Source organism: Massiliimicrobium timonense, assembly GCF_042850985.1.
In the GTDB taxonomy this organism is placed as follows: Bacteria; Bacillota_I; Bacilli_A; order Erysipelotrichales; family Coprobacillaceae; genus Allocoprobacillus.
Map to the genome: position 1 here is coordinate 200,800 of NZ_AP031415.1, position 18,070 is coordinate 218,869.

Annotated in this window: 16 protein-coding genes; 13 read left to right on the forward strand and 3 right to left on the reverse strand. The window is 30.5% G+C overall.

Features of this window, described 5'->3' with window-relative positions; genetic code table 11:
* Positions 1-6 precede the first annotated feature (6 nt).
* The 12 genes from feoB (at position 7) to ACGHJ8_RS01145 (ending at position 13,781) form a co-directional block, all read left to right on the forward strand.
* Positions 7-2,187, forward strand: a complete 2,181-nt coding sequence (gene feoB / locus ACGHJ8_RS01090) for a ferrous iron transport protein B (protein WP_390541190.1) — start codon at positions 7-9, stop codon at positions 2,185-2,187.
* A gap of 56 nt (positions 2,188-2,243) precedes the next feature.
* Complete coding sequence (locus ACGHJ8_RS01095) at positions 2,244-2,432, forward strand: FeoB-associated Cys-rich membrane protein (protein WP_205090081.1); 189 nt, start codon at positions 2,244-2,246, stop codon at positions 2,430-2,432.
* A 6-nt stretch (positions 2,433-2,438) separates the two neighbouring features.
* Positions 2,439-2,597, forward strand: a complete 159-nt coding sequence (locus ACGHJ8_RS01100; protein ID WP_211962737.1) for a hypothetical protein — start codon at positions 2,439-2,441, stop codon at positions 2,595-2,597.
* Complete coding sequence (locus ACGHJ8_RS01105) at positions 2,590-2,958, forward strand: heavy-metal-associated domain-containing protein (protein ID WP_205090077.1); 369 nt, start codon at positions 2,590-2,592, stop codon at positions 2,956-2,958. Before ACGHJ8_RS01100 ends, ACGHJ8_RS01105 begins: the two co-directional genes overlap by 8 nt.
* Positions 2,959-3,057: 99 nt before the next feature.
* A complete protein-coding gene (locus ACGHJ8_RS01110; RefSeq protein ID WP_390541193.1) occupies positions 3,058-3,477 on the forward strand; it encodes a GNAT family N-acetyltransferase in 420 nt (139 codons plus the stop codon).
* A 63-nt stretch (positions 3,478-3,540) separates the two neighbouring features.
* Positions 3,541-4,803, forward strand: a complete 1,263-nt coding sequence (locus ACGHJ8_RS01115) for a glycoside hydrolase family 125 protein (RefSeq protein WP_390541195.1) — start codon at positions 3,541-3,543, stop codon at positions 4,801-4,803.
* 111 nt (positions 4,804-4,914) lie between these two features.
* Positions 4,915-6,255: a PTS sugar transporter subunit IIC gene (locus tag ACGHJ8_RS01120; RefSeq protein WP_390541197.1), complete on the forward strand. Its 1,341-nt coding sequence runs from the start codon at positions 4,915-4,917 to the stop codon at positions 6,253-6,255.
* Positions 6,239-8,893 carry a glycoside hydrolase family 38 C-terminal domain-containing protein gene (locus ACGHJ8_RS01125; RefSeq protein ID WP_390542395.1) on the forward strand — a complete coding sequence of 885 codons (2,655 nt, stop codon included), beginning with the start codon at positions 6,239-6,241 and terminating at the stop codon, positions 8,891-8,893. Before ACGHJ8_RS01120 ends, ACGHJ8_RS01125 begins: the two co-directional genes overlap by 17 nt.
* Before the next feature lie 20 nt (positions 8,894-8,913).
* Entirely contained in the window at positions 8,914-9,693 is a 780-nt protein-coding gene (locus ACGHJ8_RS01130) for a MurR/RpiR family transcriptional regulator (RefSeq protein WP_390541199.1), read from the forward strand.
* Between the two features lie 17 nt (positions 9,694-9,710).
* Positions 9,711-11,921, forward strand: coding sequence for a glycoside hydrolase family 3 N-terminal domain-containing protein (locus tag ACGHJ8_RS01135; RefSeq protein ID WP_390541202.1), 2,211 nt, complete (start codon positions 9,711-9,713; stop codon positions 11,919-11,921).
* A 38-nt stretch (positions 11,922-11,959) separates the two neighbouring features.
* The gene (gene ispD / locus ACGHJ8_RS01140) at positions 11,960-12,622 is read left to right on the forward strand and encodes a 2-C-methyl-D-erythritol 4-phosphate cytidylyltransferase (protein ID WP_390541204.1); all 663 of its coding nucleotides are present in this window, start codon (positions 11,960-11,962) and stop codon (positions 12,620-12,622) included.
* A 34-nt stretch (positions 12,623-12,656) separates the two neighbouring features.
* Entirely contained in the window at positions 12,657-13,781 is a 1,125-nt protein-coding gene (locus ACGHJ8_RS01145; protein ID WP_205090063.1) for a glycoside hydrolase family 10 protein, read from the forward strand.
* A gap of 32 nt (positions 13,782-13,813) precedes the next feature.
* Here the strand turns inward: ACGHJ8_RS01145 and ACGHJ8_RS01150 are convergent, their stop codons facing one another.
* The 3 genes from ACGHJ8_RS01150 to ACGHJ8_RS01160 all read right to left on the reverse strand — a co-directional run bounded on the left by ACGHJ8_RS01150 (position 13,814) and on the right by ACGHJ8_RS01160 (position 16,724).
* Positions 13,814-14,815, reverse strand: a complete 1,002-nt coding sequence (locus ACGHJ8_RS01150) for an MmcQ/YjbR family DNA-binding protein (protein ID WP_390541206.1) — start codon at positions 14,813-14,815, stop codon at positions 13,814-13,816.
* A gap of 15 nt (positions 14,816-14,830) precedes the next feature.
* Complete coding sequence (locus ACGHJ8_RS01155) at positions 14,831-15,436, reverse strand: N-acetylmuramoyl-L-alanine amidase family protein (protein ID WP_390541208.1); 606 nt, start codon at positions 15,434-15,436, stop codon at positions 14,831-14,833.
* A gap of 67 nt (positions 15,437-15,503) precedes the next feature.
* Positions 15,504-16,724: a DUF308 domain-containing protein gene (locus ACGHJ8_RS01160; RefSeq protein ID WP_390541210.1), complete on the reverse strand. Its 1,221-nt coding sequence runs from the start codon at positions 16,722-16,724 to the stop codon at positions 15,504-15,506.
* Between the two features lie 154 nt (positions 16,725-16,878).
* Between ACGHJ8_RS01160 and ACGHJ8_RS01165 the strand changes: the two genes are divergently transcribed.
* Positions 16,879-17,772 carry a PHP domain-containing protein gene (locus ACGHJ8_RS01165; RefSeq protein WP_390541211.1) on the forward strand — a complete coding sequence of 298 codons (894 nt, stop codon included), beginning with the start codon at positions 16,879-16,881 and terminating at the stop codon, positions 17,770-17,772.
* Positions 17,773-18,070 lie beyond the last annotated feature (298 nt).

An 18,070-nucleotide genomic window follows, 5' to 3' on the forward strand; every position in this document is an offset into this window, starting at 1 on the left:
GAAAATATGAATATTAAAATCGCTTTAGCAGGAAATCCTAACTGTGGGAAAACAACCATGTTTAATGCTCTTACTGGAGCAAACCAATATGTAGGAAACTGGCCAGGTGTAACAGTAGAGAAAAAAGAGGGTAAATTAAAAGGAAAGAGAAAAGATGAAAATATCATCATTACAGATTTACCGGGTATTTATTCGCTTTCTCCTTATACATTGGAAGAAGTTGTCAGTCGTGATTATATTCTTAATGAGAATCCAGATGTGATTATTAATTTGGTTGATGCAACAAATATTGAAAGAAATCTTTATTTGACAACGCAATTGATTGAAACAGGAGTTCCTGTTGTGATTGCCTTAAATATGGCTGATTTATTAAAAAAGAGAAACATCAAAATTGATATAAAACGTTTATCAATGTTGTTGAATTGTCCTATTATTGAAACATCTGCTTTAAAACAGACGGGACTGGATGCTTTGATAGATGAAGCTGTAAAAGTAGCACATCAAAAAGAAGTGTCTTTACCAAAAGATATTTTTTCATCTGAATTAGAAAAAGCTATTGTGGAAGTGGAAAATCAATTACCTGCTTCTATTAGTGTGGATAAAAAAAGATGGTATGCGATTAAATTATTAGAAAATGATAGTAAGGTTGTAGAGCATTTACAAGGAAAGATTATAAATCAAGCCATTATTGATCATCAACGTATCACACTAGAAAAGAAGCACGATGATGATATGGAAAGTATTGTGACTGATGAAAGATATCAGTTTATTCAAAAAATAATTTCTACAACAGTTAAAAAAGGTGGAGAAAAATTAACGATTTCAGATAAGATTGATAAAATTGTAACAAATCGTATTTTAGGTATTCCTATCTTTATAGCCGTGATGTTTATTGTCTATTATGTATCTGTCACAACAGTAGGAACTTGGGTAACAGATTGGACTAATGATGTTTTTGTTGTAGCAATTCAAGATGCTGTTGGAAGCTTTCTTGCAAGTATTGGAACAGGTGATATTGTTCAAGGGCTTGTTGTAGATGGTATTATTGGTGGTTTAGGAGCAGTACTTGGCTTTGTACCACAGATGGCTATTTTGTTCTTGTTTTTATCTATTCTAGAAGATTGTGGCTACATGGTACGTATTGCCTTTGTGATGGATCGTGTGTTTAGACATTTTGGACTATCTGGAAAAAGTTTTATTCCACTACTTATTTCTTCAGGGTGTGGAATTCCGGGTATTATGGCTTCTAAAACGATTGAACAGGATAATGATCGTCGTTTAACAATTATGACAGCTACTTTCATCCCTTGTGGAGCAAAGTTACCTGTTATTGCTTTAATGGGTGGTGTCATTGCAGGAGAAGTGGCAGGATATACTGAAAGTTCATTTATTGCCCCAATGATGTATTTTATGGGAATTCTTGCTGTACTTGTTTCAGCAATTATCTTGAAAAAAACAAAACCATTCTCGGGGAAACCAGCACCATTTGTCATGGAATTACCACAATATCATATTCCATCAGTGAAAACAGTTTTATTACATGTCTGGGAAAGATTAAAAGGATTTATTATTAAAGCTGGAACCATTTTATTCTTGGCATGTGTTGTGATGTGGTTCTTAGGTGCTTATGGATTTGTAGATGGACACTTTGGATTGGTTGAAAGTGAAAATAGCTTATTAGCTATGATTGGTGGAGCCATTGCTCCAATATTTGTACCACTTGGATTTGGAAACTGGCAGGCAGTTGCTGCTTCGCTTTCTGGATTTACTGCCAAAGAAGCAATTGTTTCAACAATGGGATTATTGGCGAATGTTGCTGGAGATGTCGAAGATGCAGTCAATGTTGCTCAAGGTGTCCAAGCATGGTTCCCTACAACTTTATCTGCTTTATCATTCTTGATTTTCAACTTATTAGATTCACCATGTCTTGCGGCTATTGCAACTATGGCTCAACAGATGCAATCTCGTAAATGGTTCTGGTTTGCGATTATTTTCCAAAATGTCTTTGCTTATGTTGTATGTTTATGTATTTACCAGATTGGAACATTCTTTGTGACAGGAGTCTTTGGTATTTGGACAGCTATTGCATTTGTCTTGGCAGCTGTGATATTATTCTTGTTGTTTAGACCAGATCCATACAAAAATCAAAAAGTGTATTCAAGAAGATCAGTTCAAGTCAATTCATAGTCAAGTCACTGGATACGAGAGTGTCCAGTTTTGACATATTAAAGGAGTGAAATGTTATGGCAGATATGATTGTTTTAATACTTATTGCCAGTTATTGTCTTTATGTTATCATACAATATTATCGTAAAAAGAAAAATGGAACGCAAAATGGTTGCAATGGTATCTGTACAGGATGTAGTGGCTGTGGAGATTTAAAACATTTGAAAGAAATGTATGATGCTGATCAAAAGAAATCAAAGAGGTAGGTCTATATGGGAAATTCAACCGGATCAATGTTTTATATGTTTTTGATTATTATTGTTGTTTATATTGTTGGGATGTGTATTTATTTAGGATTTCAAAAATTTAAAAAATGGTTAAATAAACGCAATGATTTAAAATTTCAGGAAAGAAGGGATCATCATGGTTGATGCAATTATTATTGGGATAGTTGTTGTTTTGTTGTGGTTTGCATTAAAAGGCAGTATGAAACATTTTAAAGGTGATGGTTCTTGTTGTGGTGGAAGCCACAAAAATCTTGATGTTGAAGAAAAGAAATTAAAATATCCAATCATTGGAAAGAAAGTTTTAAAAATTGAAGGAATGCATTGTGATCATTGTGTAAAACATGTTCAAAATGCGATTAATTCTATAGATGGTGCAAGTGCAAAAGTAGATTTAAAAACACAAACTGCCGAAGTCAGTTATGATCGAGAAATCAATGATGATGATTTATATCGTGTTATAGAAAAAGCTGGATATCATATTCAGTCTATGACTCATGAATTATAATAAATGAAAGAGCTGTTGAAAAGACAGCTTTTTGTGTTAGTTTAAAAATTATTATTGATATGTTAAAATGTGGTTTAAAAAGATAGGAGAGTGATATCAATGATAAAGTACGAAGAAAATGTACTAAAGATTGAAGATATTCAAGCAATAAGAAAAGCAGTACATTGGTCTATGTTTACAGATCACCAATTACAACAAGCATTAAATATGACTGTTTATAGTATTGTTGTGAAGGATGATGAAAATGTTATCGCAATGGGGAGATTAATAGGTGATGGAATTTATTATTTGATATGTGATGTAGCTGTTATTCCTGAATATCAAAAACAAGGAATTGGAACGAGAATTATTGAAAAAATCATTGAATATGTTCAAAATCACTTACAAAACAATGAACGTTGTTCTATTCAATTAATAGCTGCAAAGGGAAAAGAAGCATTTTATGAAAGCTTAGGATTTGCAAGAATACCTAATGATTTATCAGGTCATGGAATGCAGATGTTTATAAAGAAAAAATAATACATCATTAGAAATAGAAATCAATGACTATTTTTTATAAAATGGATATAAGGAGTGGTTGATATGAATATAAAAGAAGTTTTACAAAAAGCTGATGAAGTGATTGAAGATCAAAAATTAAGAGAAATGTTTAAAAAGTGTTTTATGTCTACATTGGAAACAAGTGTAAAAGTAGATGGGGAGAAAACTTATATTATTACTGGTGATATTAATGCCATGTGGTTACGTGATTCCAGTTGTCAAGTGCATCATTATTTATCATTGATGAAAGATGATAGTGATTTACAAAATAAGGTTAAAGGATTGATAAAATCACAAGTTGATTATATATTATTGGATCCTTATGCTAATGCATTTTTAAATACAGAAGATGTTGAAAGAGAATATCACGATACAACAATTATGAAACCTTATGTATGGGAAAGAAAATTTGAATTGGATTCATTGTGCTATCCTGTTCAGTTGGCTTATCTATATTTGAAAGAAACAAATGATGATACGATTTTTGATAAACAATATCTTCATTTTATTCAAACAATTTTGGATGTTTTTGAAACTGAGCAATACCATAGTCAAAAATCAAGTTATACTTTTGAAAGAGATATGGCAAAAGTATGGAATTTAAGAAAAACGGAAACTTTACAAAATCATGGACATGGTTTTGATACAAGATATACAGGGATGATTTGGAGTGCATTTCGTCCAAGTGATGATGCCTGTGCCTTGAATTATAATATTCCCGGTAATATGTTTTGCAGTGTGATTTTATCTTACTTACAAGAAATTGTTAAAGATATTTATCATGATGAATATTTGGAAGAACGTATTCAAGATTTGAAATTTGAGATTGATTATGGAATTGAATTGTTTGGAACATATGTTCATCCAAAATATGGGAAAATCTATGCTTATGAAACAGATGGATATGGAAATCATGTTTTAATGGATGATGCAAATGTCCCAAGCTTATTATCTTTACCATATTTAGGATACTGTAATGAAGATAATGAGATTTATCAAAATACAAGACGTTTTATTTTAAGTCATGATAATCCTTATTATTATGAAGGGACAAAAGCCAAAGGCATTGGTTCACCACATACATGGAAAGAATATGTATGGCCAATCGCTTTAACAATGCAGGCATTGACATCAAATGATGAACAAGAAATTCAAACACTTATTGATATGATTGTGAATAATACAGGTGATACAAGATATTGTCATGAAAGTTTTGACGTCAATGATGATAGCCAATATACAAGACCATGGTTTTGTTGGGCAAACTCTTTATTTGCAGAACTGATTATGAAAGTGTATTTCTAAGAGGTAACAGCCTCTTATTTTTTTGTGGAAATCTGTAAAAATATTACAGGTTTTGTAATTTCTATTTGAAAGTGCTTTCTGTATACTTATTGTTGTTGAGGAGGAAAAAATATGAAATTAATTATGTCATTTTTAGAGAAGTATCTTATGCCACTATCTGACAAAGTTACTTCAAACAAGTTATTAAATGCGATTAAAGACGCATGTATCTTAACGAGTCCATTTACTGTTGTTGGATCTCTTGCAGGTTTAGTGAGTCAACAAGCTAATTATTGGTTTGGTGAATGGGGAATTCCTTTAGATGGAATCTTAGGAAGTATTATTAATGCTTTCGCAAATATTAATACAGTCGCTATGGGTATGACTGGTTTAGTTGTTGTATTGGCTTCATCTTACAATTATTCTAATCAGTTAAGAGCAAATAAAACAGGTGATAAATGTGTTCCACTAGTTGCTTGTATTGTTTCACTTATTGCTTATATTGCTACAATTCCAAATGCTATTGATGTTGGTGATTCAACAATTACAGCATTCCAAATTAATTTCTTCAATTATGAAGGTATGTTTACAGGGATGATTATTGGTTTAGCTTCATCATTCTTATACTATCATTTAGTTAATTCTAAATATACAATTAAATTACCAGGACAAGTTCCACCAATGGTTTTAAATTCATTTTTATCTATTATTCCATTTTTTGTAATTATGGTTATTTTCTCAGTTATTAAAGAAGTTGTTGTACTTTGTGGTTATGCTTCATTACAGGCATTAATTACTGAATTTATTATTTCACCATTAAATGGTATTGGTACAGGATTACCAGCTGTTATTTTGGTTATCATTATTATGCAATTATTATGGTTCTTTGGTGTTCACGGATTCTCAATTATGTGGGGATTAATCTCAGTTTTATGGATGCCAATCTTCTATGAACACATTCAAATGTATGTGGAAACAGGATCTTTTGATGGAATTACACAAGTTGCTCCAAATACACTATGTAATGTTTATGCCATGATTGGAGGATCTGGTTCAACATTGGCTCTTGTTGTCTTGTTATTGGTATTAGGTAAAAAAGGTTCTGCAGAAAGATCTATTGGTAAAGTAGCCATTATTCCAGGATTATTTGGTATTAATGAACCAGTAACATTTGGTTTGCCAATCGTATTAAATCCTATTATGTTCTTACCATTTGTTTTTGTTCCTGTTATCAATGCAATTATTGGTTATTTTGCAACTTCATGGGGATGGGTTAATCATTTAGTTGTTTTAAATTCTGGAGTTGAACCTATCTTTGTTAACGCATGGGTATTAGGTGCATTTACAATCAGTCCAGTTATCTTATGTATTGTATTGTTTATTGTTGATTTAATCTTATATTATCCATTTGTAAAACTACAAATTAAACAAAATAGTATTGAAGCTCAGAATGAAGGTGTCACACTTGAATAATATTCATTTTATTCCCCATGTTCATTGGGATAGAGAATGGCTACGTTCAACTGATGCTTCACGTATTAAATTGTGTTATTATTTTGATAGATTGATTGATATGTTAGAAAATGATCCACAAATGAAATGTTTTACATTTGATGGACAAACAGCTGCATTAGAAGATTATCTTGCAATTAAACCATTTCAAAAAGAACGTATTGCAAGATTGGTTAAAGCTCAAAAATTATTTATAGGTCCTTGGTATGTTCAGCCAGATATGATTATACCTTCTGGCGAAGCATTATTAAGAAACCTTATTATTGGAAGTCAATATGCAAAATCACTAGGTCATTGTATGCAAGTTGGATGGGTGCCAGATGCTTTTGGTCAAAATAAAGTAACACCTTACCTTTTTAAACAAATTGGAATGAAAGGTATCTTTGCATGGCGAGGATTTGATTATGATACATTAGAAGATTCATTGTTTTTATGGAAAGGGAATGGAGATACTGTTTTACCATCAGTTCACTTTGCCTTAGGATATGGACATTATCGTGGATTTCCTGAAAATTACGAAGATGTTAAAAAGGATATGGAAAACTTTCTTCCTAAATTAAAAGAACGTTATAAAGATGGGGAAATTCTATTCATGTTAGGAAGCGATTATGCTTTTCCTAGACGTCATTCTTCTCAGATGATAGAAAAATTGAAAAACGATCAATATCCATGTCAAATGACAAATCCAGAAGAATTTTTAGATACTATTTTAAAAACTGCAAAACAAAATAATCATGAACTAACTGTTTATGAGGGTGAAGCTAGAAGTGCTGCTTTAGGTCGTATTCATGCTGGAATTACATCTACACGTATAGATATAAAAAATGCTATGCGATATTATGAAACATTGATGGCAAAAGTTGTTGAACCAATGATCAGTATTACAAGATCATTAGGTGGGTATTGTGATCAAGAACTTGTGAATTATTTCTGGAAAATTATCTTTAAAAATCAATTCCATGATTCCATTTATAGTTCATCTCCAGATAGTATCAATCATACAGTTGAAAATCGTTTGTTGAATTTACGTCATGGATTAAACGAATTGATTTGGATGAACTTTAGATTCTTAGCTGAAAAAGTAGATTTAAGTGAACTTCAAGATAATGAAGATATTCTTGTATTGTTTAATACTTTACCATATGCTAGACAAGATTATGCGTTTGTGAGCATGATTGTTAAAGATAAAGATTTTGTATTAAAACGTCAAGATGGAACAATTGTTCCTTACCAGTTAATGAATGAAATAAAAGAAACATGCCATGATATTGAATACTATAATGGTATGGAAAATTTCCATGATTCTGGTGAGGTTCTAGAAGGAACGAAGTTTAAAATTCAATTAAAAATTGATACATCTTTCTTACCAGCAATGGGGTATGAAATCTTAAAAGTATGTTTTAAAGAAAAGACAGAAAAAACTTTACAAGGTGATGTTGTCATTACAGATTGTGGAGCTAAAAATAAGTATTTATCAATGAATATTGAAGAAGATGGAACTTTAACAGTGACAAATCAATTAACAGGTGAAACATATCATCGTCTTCATACCCTTGTTGAAAAAGGTGATGATGGTGATGAATATAATTATTCACCTTGTATAGATGATAAAGAAATCAGAATTAATGATACAAAACCAACTGTTGAACTCATTGAAGCATCTTCAATAGAAGCTAAATATCGTCTGACTTTTAATGTGAAAGTACCTGAGAAGGTTATTAATCATCATCGTAGTGATGAAAAGGTAGCTTTATGTATTGTGACAGATATCTCATTAAAAGCAAATAGTCAAACAATTGATTTTGAAACAACAATTGATAATCATTCATGTGATCATATTGTAAGAGTTACTTTTGATGATATTTATACTTCTCATCAAAACTGCAGTCAGGATCAATTTGGAACAATTATAAGAGATAATGTTATAACAAACCAAAAAGGTCTTGATAATGGAGCAACTGAATTTGTTTTACCAATTTATGCAATGCAAAGATTTGTAAAACTCAATCATGATAAGTCTATTATGGCTATGATCAGTCGCGGACCGCTTGAATATGAGGTAGAAGATAATCAAAAAATTTGTTTAACACTTTTAAGAAGTGTTGGAAAATTTGGTAAAGCAGATCTTTTAATTAGACCAGGAAGATCTTCTGGTTATCGTATGGATACACCATCATCACAACTTTTAGATAAAAAAATAACAAGTGAATATTCACTTTTCTTTGGAGAAAGTCATCAAATGTCAATGCTTGTACGCAATGCCGAAGTTTTAAATACTCCTGTACAATCACGTTATCTTAATGATATTAGTCGTCAACAAAATCAAAATTTAGCTTGGAGATATGAAAATATAGATTTAGATTCTAGAGTTGAATTGATGGCGTATAAAAAAGCAGAGTCAGGACAAGCTTCAGTTATTCGTATTCTTAATAATAGAAATGAGGATATTGAAAATGTTATTCTTTCTATAGATGCAGATAAGAAATGTTATCTTGCTACGGCACAGGAAGAAAAGCAGGAAGAACTTATCAATAAAGATGGCAAAATTTGTATTAAAAGCATGATGTCAAATACTTTCATAACTGTTATAATAGAGTAGATTTTCTACTCTATTTTCATATGGAAGGATTGATAAAAATGAGTCTTATTAAGAATTTTCAAGAATTTGGTAATCAATTAACTGAGTTGGAAGTAGAATGCTTTCATAAACTATTAAGCTTTCAAAATTTACAGCCTAACTTAACAATATCATCATTATCAGAAACATTAAATGTTTCAACAACAACAATTTTTAGAATGGTGAAAAAACTCAATTATAAAACTTTTATGGATTTTCGTTATGATCTTCTCTATCATCGTAGAGATCAATATGAGTTGACTTCAAAATGTGAAAATACTTGTGACAGTATAGAAAAAGAAATTAAAGATACAATGTCAATGTTACGACATTTGGATATTAGTCAAGCAATTGATGATATTGTACATGCTAAAAGTGTTCTCATATGTTCTTCAGGAATGAATAAATATGTTGCTAAAATATTGGCTGTAAAATTAAGTCTGTTTGGAATTAGAACAATCTATCCAGACGATAGTTGGTTTTTGTATTTGGAAGCTAATAATTTAACAACTCAAGACTTTGTGATAGTGATATCACGTGGTGGTGAAACAAAAGATATTATTGATGTTATGAAGATTGCAAAAATGAATGGTTGTAAGATGTTACTGATTTCTGAACAGATTCATTCATCTATGTCTAAATTATCTGATTATACAATGAATGTTTCCGTATCAAAGGATGAAGGATATGATATAGATTCACGTTTACATATGCATTTAGCTATTGAGTATTTATTACGTGAATTAGTCAATCAACATTTATATAGCAAGAAATATTTATAATTAAATGAGGAAAGAAAATGGTAGAAAATATTGTTAAACAAATGACTTTAAAAGAAAAGGTTGGTCAATTAAATCAACATTTATATGGGTGGCAATGTTATAAAAAAATAGGAGATCACTTTGAATTAACTGATTTATTTAAGAAACATGTTAAAGAATATGGTGGAATAGGAGCTATCTATGGCATTATGAGGGCAGATGCATGGTCACAGATAGACGAAAATAATGGAATTAACAGAGAAGAAAGTTATCAAGTGATTCAAATGATTCAAGATTATATAAAAAAACATTCTCGTTTTCAAATACCGGCATTGATTACTGAAGAATGTGTTCATGGTCATATGGCTTTACAAAGCCCTGTTTTTCCTACCCAGCTAGCAATGGGAATGTCATGGAATCCAGATTTGATGGAAAAAATAGCATGTCATGTGAGTCAAGAACTTGCCGCAAAAGGTGGAAATCTTGCATTGTTTACAGGATTTGATGTCCTAAGAGATCCACGTTGGGGAAGAAGTGAAGAATGCTTTAGTGAAGATGCATATTTGACTTCAAGAATGACAGAGAGTGCTGTTAAAGGCTTTGAAAAAGATGATAATGGTGTGAGTGTTGTTGTGAAACATTTATGTGCACAGGGAGCTTGTGAAGGTGGTCATAATTCAGATGCTGCTAAAATTGGTCCTAGAGAATTAAGAGAAATCCATTTACCACCTGTGAAAGCAGCTGTAAAAGCAGGAGCAAAAGGGGTCATGGCTGCCTATAATGAAATTGATGGTATTCCATGTCATATCAATAAGAATTTGCTGAATCAAATTTTAAGAAATGAATATGGTTTTGATGGTATTGTTATGGCTGATGGATGTGCACTGGATAGATTGCTTTTATTAGATGATAATCCTTTAAAAATGGGAAGTTTAGCTTTGAAAGCAGGTGTTGATCTAAGCTTATGGGATCAAGTGTATACAAAGCTTGATAAGGCTATTGAAGAAGGTTATTTAGATGAAAAAGAATTAGATGCTGCTGTTGAGAGAATTTTAAAATTAAAAGAAAGACTAGGTCTTTTTCAATCAGAAAGAAAGAAAATCTCTTTACCACAAAGTGATGAACTGTTGCTTCAAAGTGCCAGAGAATGTCAGGTGCTATTAAAAAATGAACAACAAATTTTACCATTAGATAAATCTTCTAAAATAGCTGTTATTGGACCTAATGCTCACCATTATTTAAATCAATTAGGTGATTATACAGCTTATCAGAATCCACAAGATATTGTGACAGTTTATCAAGGTATCTGTAAAAAAGCTAAAAATGTTAGCTATGCTTTAGGTTGTACAACACGAAAAAATCAGTTTGAAAACTTAGAAGAAACATTAAAGATAGCTAAGCAAGCAGATGTTGTTGTACTGGTATTAGGTGGCAATAGTACTCGTTTATACCAAAATGCTTTTGAAAATAATGGAGCATTGAGGATTCAAAATGAAAATGAAATGAACTGTGGAGAAAATATTGATTTAGCTTCTCTGGAATTGGAAGGATACCAAAACAAACTTATACAAGAAATAAGTAAAGTCAATAAAAACATTGTCACTGTATTAATTCAAGGAAGAGTTCATGTTATTGAAGATGTTTTCAATTATTCAAAAGCTGTTATATCAAGTTTTTATCCTGGATCAAGAGGTGGCGATGGGATAGGAGATGTATTATTTGGAGATTATAATCCTAGTGGACATTTAAGTGTATCGGTTCCTCGTCATGTTGGAGCACTTCCATGTTATTATAATCATAAACATAATGGTGCACAAAAAGATTATATTGATTTACCATCAGGACCTCGTTTCCCTTTTGGCTATGGAATGAGTTATACGACTTTTGATTACCGAAATATATCATTACCATCTCAAATAACTATACAGGAATTAAAAGAACATGGTCTAACAATATCATTAGATGTATACAATACTGGTCATATGGATGGAGAAGATGTAGTTCAAGTTTATATTAAACATATTCAATCTAGTATCGTTTCAAGAGTGTTAGAACTAAAAGGTTTTCAAAAAGTATTTGTTCCCCATCAAACTTTTTCTACAGTAACAATTACTCTAGGATATGAAGATTTAGCAATATGGAATATAGATATGGACAATATTGTAGAACTGGGGAAAATGGCAGTTTGTATTGGACAAGACTCTCAAAATTATCAAGAATATTATGTACAAGTTGTAAAGAGCTACTAAGGTGGCTCTTTTAACATATCTATGGTATGATAATATCAATGGATGAAAGAAAAGAGGATGGTTTTATGTATAGTGTTATTATTTTGTGTGCAGGACAAGGAAAAAGAACAGGTTTAAGTTATAATAAAATGTTTTATACTTTTCAAGGTCAAACTGTTTATGAAATGACATTGGAAGTTTTTATTCAAGATGTACGTTGTCAACAAATTATCGTTGTGACTAGACCAGAAGAAAGGGAGGACTTTATAAAGTTATCTCATGATTCACGTATTGAATTTGTGGACGGTGGAAAAGAACGACAGGATAGTGTTTATGCAGGTTTACAACGTGTTCAAAGTAAATATGTTTTCATTCATGATGGTGCCAGACCTTATGTGAAAAAACAACAGATTGATGATTTATTAGTGTGCTTAAAAACACATAAGGCTTGTCTAGTTATGGTGCCTTGTAAAGATACAATTAAAAGAGTTGTTGATGATGTTGTGATAGAAACTTTAAATAGAAAGGAACTTATGCAAGCTCAAACACCACAGGCATTTGATACAAAACTTATTTTAGATGCGTATACCAAAGCTATTCAACAAAATTTTCAGGCAACAGATGATGCACAAATGGTTGAAAACTTTACAGATGAAAAAGTTTATATGGTTTTAGGTGATTATGAAAATAAAAAAATTACAACAAAAGAGGATTTAATATAAAATTCTTGAATATAATCAATGAGGTGATGTTCTTTTGAAAAAGAAAAAACACAGTCTTTTTGTGATTATCATATTATTATGTATATGTGTATTGATTTATATTTTTATTCCCCATCCACCATGTTCTTTATTATCTTTTGATAAAAGAGCTGTCTGGTTTTCTTATGGAGATTTAGAACAGTTTTCTTATAAGTCACAAAAAGACTTTGAAAAAGATTTTTCACAAGCCATTGAAAATATAAAAAAATATCATATGAATACAGTCATTGTTCAAGTGAGAGCTTTTAGTGATGCTTTATATGATTCAAAGCTCTTTCCGGTTTCAAAAGTCATTACACATCAAGAGAGTTTATCATTTGATCCTTTACAATCAATGATAGATATTGCTCATCAAAATGATATGAGCATTGAAGCATGGGTTAATCCTTATCGTATCTCATTGAATCGAGAAAGTTTTGAACAATTTCTTAATGAATCACCCCATCATCAATGGCTGGAAGATGCCAGTCAAACCATTGGATATGCAACATATCAATATATTTTCAATCCTGCCAGTCAATCAGTAAGAGATTATATTGTTGATGGTGTTCGTGAAATTGTTGAAAATTATGATGTTGATGGAATTCATTTTGATGATTATTTTTATGTCGCTGGAACACATGATGGAACAACTCAAAATCAACGTATGGATTATGTCAATATGCTTATACAAGATGTTTATCAAACAATTAAATCTATTGATGATCATGTTGTGTTTGGCATTAGTCCACAAGGAAATTATGAAAACTGTATCAGTGATGGTGCAGATATTGATACATGGCTAAGTGAAGAAGGATATATCGATTATTTGATGCCTCAGATTTATTGGAGTGATCAATATGGAGAAGGAAATGAAGCAATGTTTACTCAACGATGTCAACAATTTGCTGATATACCAAGACATCAAAGTGTCATATTGTATGCCGGTTTAGCATTGTATCGTGCAGGAAATGGAGAAGATGAAGATTATGGCTGGCAAAATCGTACAGATAATATTTCTTCACAAGTTCAAATATTATATGAACATGGATATAAAGGTTTTAGTTTATTTAGATATGGTTCTTTTTTACAAGATTCAGCTATATTGGAATTAGAGAGTTTAATTCATCAACATATGTAAAAATAAGAGGTTTCAGTAGGAAAACCTCTTATTTATTGATGTAGTCTTTGATGAAGTCGTGATGTTATTTTTCTTGCATTTTTGATTGTTTTGATACCATAATCTTTGAGTTTATGGAAAGGATATTCTTCTGGGGTATAAGTATATGTATGCTTTATTTTCATAAGATAATTGTGATGATTATCAAGTATATCTGTTTCTATGACCTGACATTGGTAAAGAAGATAATTATAAGGCTTATTGACATAGACATAAACCCAATCATCTTTTCGTATATGTGGAAATTGTTGCCATAGGATTGTATCAGTATGATTAAAACAATGAAAAATATCATCGTTTTGAGGATTAACCGGTATAATCCATTCATGAATAGATTGAGTCAATTGATAACTTTCATCAATATGTTGAATAATTTCATAATCGGATAATGTATCATCCAAGATAATAGAAATCCATTTTTGTTTATTCATATGGTATGCTCTGTAAAATCCTTTTTGGTGAAGAAGTTGTTGAATATGATCTTCTTTTAATTTTAAATTCACAATTTCTATGTCTTGATTATCAGAATCTAATTTATTTTTATTGATGTTCATAATCAAAGCATACCATTTTTGATTGCTTTGATGCCTAAATACACCATATTGTGGATCACTATCCCAAAGAAATTCAGGATATTCATGATATTTTTCAATAATATATTGAGCAATACGATTAGATTGGGGATATAGAAAATATTGGGGAGATGTACATTGTTCTTTAATATCATTTAAAATATTCATAAACTCTTGACGCACTTTAGAAACAAATTCGCCCTGTGTTTTTATGCGATAGTTTGTATATTCTTCTTGAAAAGCTAAATCAATGATATGTCCTTGTACACTATCATTGTCTTGAATAATAATGATAACTTGAAATGTATGATCAAATATATCTTGTACATAAATGTATTGATGTGATTGTTTATGAAATCCATAAGATATTAATTTGTCATAGTTTATTTTTGTTTTTTGAAAGATATCTTCTTCTAATGTCATTTCAATCACCATCCTTTAGAGTGTATTTAAAAATTCCTTCCATTGATCTTCATGCTCAACAAAATATTTTGGACATATTTTACCAGTCACATCATAATGTCTTATTACATCTTGACTTTGTAAGTGATAAGTTTTCATTAATGCACGGACAAGTTTAACAAGAGAGTTATATGTTTCTTCATTGAATTTTCCACTTTCATCAGGGTGACAGCATTCAATAGAAATCGTATCTCGATTACGATTATTGGAAGCATAGGCAATCTCATTAAGAGGAATACATTGAATGATTTCACCATCTAAGCCAATAATGAAATGACTGGAAACAGATGTTGTTTTTGTATATCTTAGATTTTCAAAGTAGTTTCTATTGTTTTTAGCGGTTGAACCGGGATTTGCAGTATAATGAATAACAATCCCATTGACACGATGTAAAGACTTTCCACTTCTAGAATAAGGATTGATTGTGAGAAATTGATGTTGAATGGGTAGACCTTCAACCTGGTAGGCTTCAACATCATTTTGATGTGTAGAAGCAATACAGAAAGAACCTAGACTTATTAACATCAAAATCACCACCATAACAAGAACAGGTTTTTTATTCATTCTTTTTTTCTTAACCATCAAAATCACCTCGCTTTTACATTATGTCATACACTAATTGAAAATGTTTAAATAAATTCTTAATATTTTATAAATGATAAGATGAAGAAGCATATATTTTCTTTTGATAAACTCTTGAATATTCTTTACGTGCTTCTTCTTCAAAATAGGTATAATAACTACCGGGTGAAATCATGCCATTAATACCAATAATATCTATGCCTGATGTTCCAATGATGGAATCAGCTAAAAGAACACAATTGGTTGTCAAAACAAAATATTTTTGAAAACGACCTTTTTTAAATTTATAAAATTGAGCATGAGTATATTCTTGAAGTCTTTTGGCATATGTATGCTGATGGTGTGTGAGTTCAAAAGGAAGCAGTTGTTGTTTTAATGATTGAAGATTGTTTTCAATTAATTGTGTCTGTTGATGATTTAATTGGAGAGTATATGCGAAGATAACACTTTGAGGATCATCTTTTAAACAGAAATCAATATAAGATGATTCATTAACTTCAAATAATACACCATCACCAATAGCTCCTAATAAGTGATTAGATAAATCATCATAAGCACCATATGCATAAACAATATTTTGATAAGATATATCAACATGCCCAACGGCCCCAAATCCATTTTTACTGACGTGGATAAAAACTGTTAAATCTATATTGTGACCATCTGTATGTATGAAAGAAGGTGTTTCTAGTTTTTCGTTGATATAATCAATCATGATTCTAGGAATAAGAGCATTTAAAATAACAGGAAGTGATACATGGATTCTTCGTTTTATTTGATTTTGTCTGTTTTCACCTATGATTTCTCTGATTCCTTTTAAAATAAAAGAAAGTGCTAGATAAATGAGATAAATGCAAATGATTAGACTTGTTTGATAAAGGTGAAGATAGGGTGATAGAAGATAAGTGAAACCAAAGTTCATTAAAAATAAACTTGATAATAAAATAATAAAACGATAGGAAATATGGTTTTGTTTATATAAGTAGTAAGTGATAAATTGAGATAAACCCTTGATACATATATAAAATGCAAAAAGAAAGACAAATAGGGTAAAAGGTAAAGCAGGAAAGAGAGAAAGAATGATGCCTACAAAAAGGGATAATATAATTCCAGTTTTGTTATTTCTTTGTTTCCATACCATATATAATCCATTGAATAATATAATGATTCCAAGAATTCTCATAGAAAAAATCATCATTGAAGGGTGAAAAAGGATAAATAAACTTATCAATAGGAGAATAAAACCGATTATAAACTCTATAAAAAAATAAAACTTATTTTTATACATAACATCACCTCATTTCTTATCCTATTATAACATTTTCAAATGAAAAAACCTCTTTAATTATAGAAATGATTATTATAAGATGATATATAGATATAAAAATATTTGACTTGAAATATAAACTTATTCATGAGTATGATGTATAGGGGTGATTGTGATGGGATTCATTGATTTGCATATACATTCTTGTTGTTCTGATGGAGTGCTAACACCTTTTGAAATTGTTGATCAAGCGAAGGAAAATCATGTTGATATGATATCTATTACTGATCATGATTGCATTGATGCTTATACACCTTCTTTTTTGGATTATGCCAGAAAAAAAGATATTTCAGTTGTTTATGGAGTGGAAATATCGACACATTATCAAGGAACAGGATTTCATGTGTTAGGGTATCAATTTGATATTCATAACTCAAAGCTTAATGAAAAACTTTATACATTAAAAAATGCAAGACATATTTATTTAAAGGAAGTTTCAAAAAAGTTAGAGGAGTTAGGGTATATTGTTTATGTTGATGAATTAAGTCAATTTAAGATAGTGACGAAAGCACATATTGCAAGTCATATTGTACAAAATAAAGAGAATGAAAAATTATTGCTTCATGATTTTGGATATATTCCTCAACGTGGTGAATTTATTGAAACTTTAATGAATGAGGGATGTCCAGCTTATGTGAAAAAGGAATCTATAACGCCTATGGAAGCAAGTCAGTTGATTAAAGAAGCGGGTGGAATAGTTGTATTAGCACATCCTGTCTGTTATGAACATGAAGATCATATCAATGTAGAATCTATAACCCATCTTGTTAAAGAGATGAATGCTGATGGAATAGAGGCTATTTATATGTATATAGATCAAAAAAATAATAAGATTAATGATATCGAAAAATGGAAGAATTTTGCTTTGAAGAATCATTTGCTTTATACAATGGGATCAGATTTTCATATGGATGATGGCATTCATCCTCAAATCGGATTAATAAATGAACAAGTATATATTCAAAATAATGATATACAATGGTTAAAAAAGAAAATGATAGGGGTATAATTTTATTGAAATCTATTGACAAAAGTGTAAAAAAGAGTATACTGAATATAGAGTTAGTTATAGCTAACTGATATATCTAAGCGTGTAAAAGATATATAAAGAATTGAAAGGAATAAGAAGAATCAAAATAGTTTCCCTCATACTCCTATTCATCAAAAGCCAGATTGAAATCTAGACATACTTAACTATGATGATTTTCTATTCTTTCAAAAGCACTTTATGTGTATAAAGTAATCTTCGGATTACTTTTTTTCTTTTGTGATAAAGTTGCGTTTGAAATTTAGATGTGATAATCTAG

Coding starts and splice junctions, on each gene's coding strand:
- feoB (WP_390541190.1), top strand. CDS start 7: ATGAATATTAAAATCGCTTTAGCAGGAAATCCTAACTGTGGGAAAACA.
- ACGHJ8_RS01095 (WP_205090081.1), top strand. CDS start 2,244: ATGGCAGATATGATTGTTTTAATACTTATTGCCAGTTATTGTCTTTAT.
- ACGHJ8_RS01100 (WP_211962737.1), top strand. CDS start 2,439: ATGGGAAATTCAACCGGATCAATGTTTTATATGTTTTTGATTATTATT.
- ACGHJ8_RS01105 (WP_205090077.1), top strand. CDS start 2,590: ATGGTTGATGCAATTATTATTGGGATAGTTGTTGTTTTGTTGTGGTTT.
- ACGHJ8_RS01110 (WP_390541193.1), top strand. CDS start 3,058: ATGATAAAGTACGAAGAAAATGTACTAAAGATTGAAGATATTCAAGCA.
- ACGHJ8_RS01115 (WP_390541195.1), top strand. CDS start 3,541: ATGAATATAAAAGAAGTTTTACAAAAAGCTGATGAAGTGATTGAAGAT.
- ACGHJ8_RS01120 (WP_390541197.1), top strand. CDS start 4,915: ATGAAATTAATTATGTCATTTTTAGAGAAGTATCTTATGCCACTATCT.
- ACGHJ8_RS01130 (WP_390541199.1), top strand. CDS start 8,914: ATGGAAGGATTGATAAAAATGAGTCTTATTAAGAATTTTCAAGAATTT.
- ACGHJ8_RS01135 (WP_390541202.1), top strand. CDS start 9,711: ATGGTAGAAAATATTGTTAAACAAATGACTTTAAAAGAAAAGGTTGGT.
- ispD (WP_390541204.1), top strand. CDS start 11,960: ATGGATGAAAGAAAAGAGGATGGTTTTATGTATAGTGTTATTATTTTG.
- ACGHJ8_RS01150 (WP_390541206.1), bottom strand. CDS start 14,815: ATGACATTAGAAGAAGATATCTTTCAAAAAACAAAAATAAACTATGAC.
- ACGHJ8_RS01155 (WP_390541208.1), bottom strand. CDS start 15,436: ATGGTTAAGAAAAAAAGAATGAATAAAAAACCTGTTCTTGTTATGGTG.
- ACGHJ8_RS01160 (WP_390541210.1), bottom strand. CDS start 16,724: ATGTATAAAAATAAGTTTTATTTTTTTATAGAGTTTATAATCGGTTTT.
- ACGHJ8_RS01165 (WP_390541211.1), top strand. CDS start 16,879: ATGGGATTCATTGATTTGCATATACATTCTTGTTGTTCTGATGGAGTG.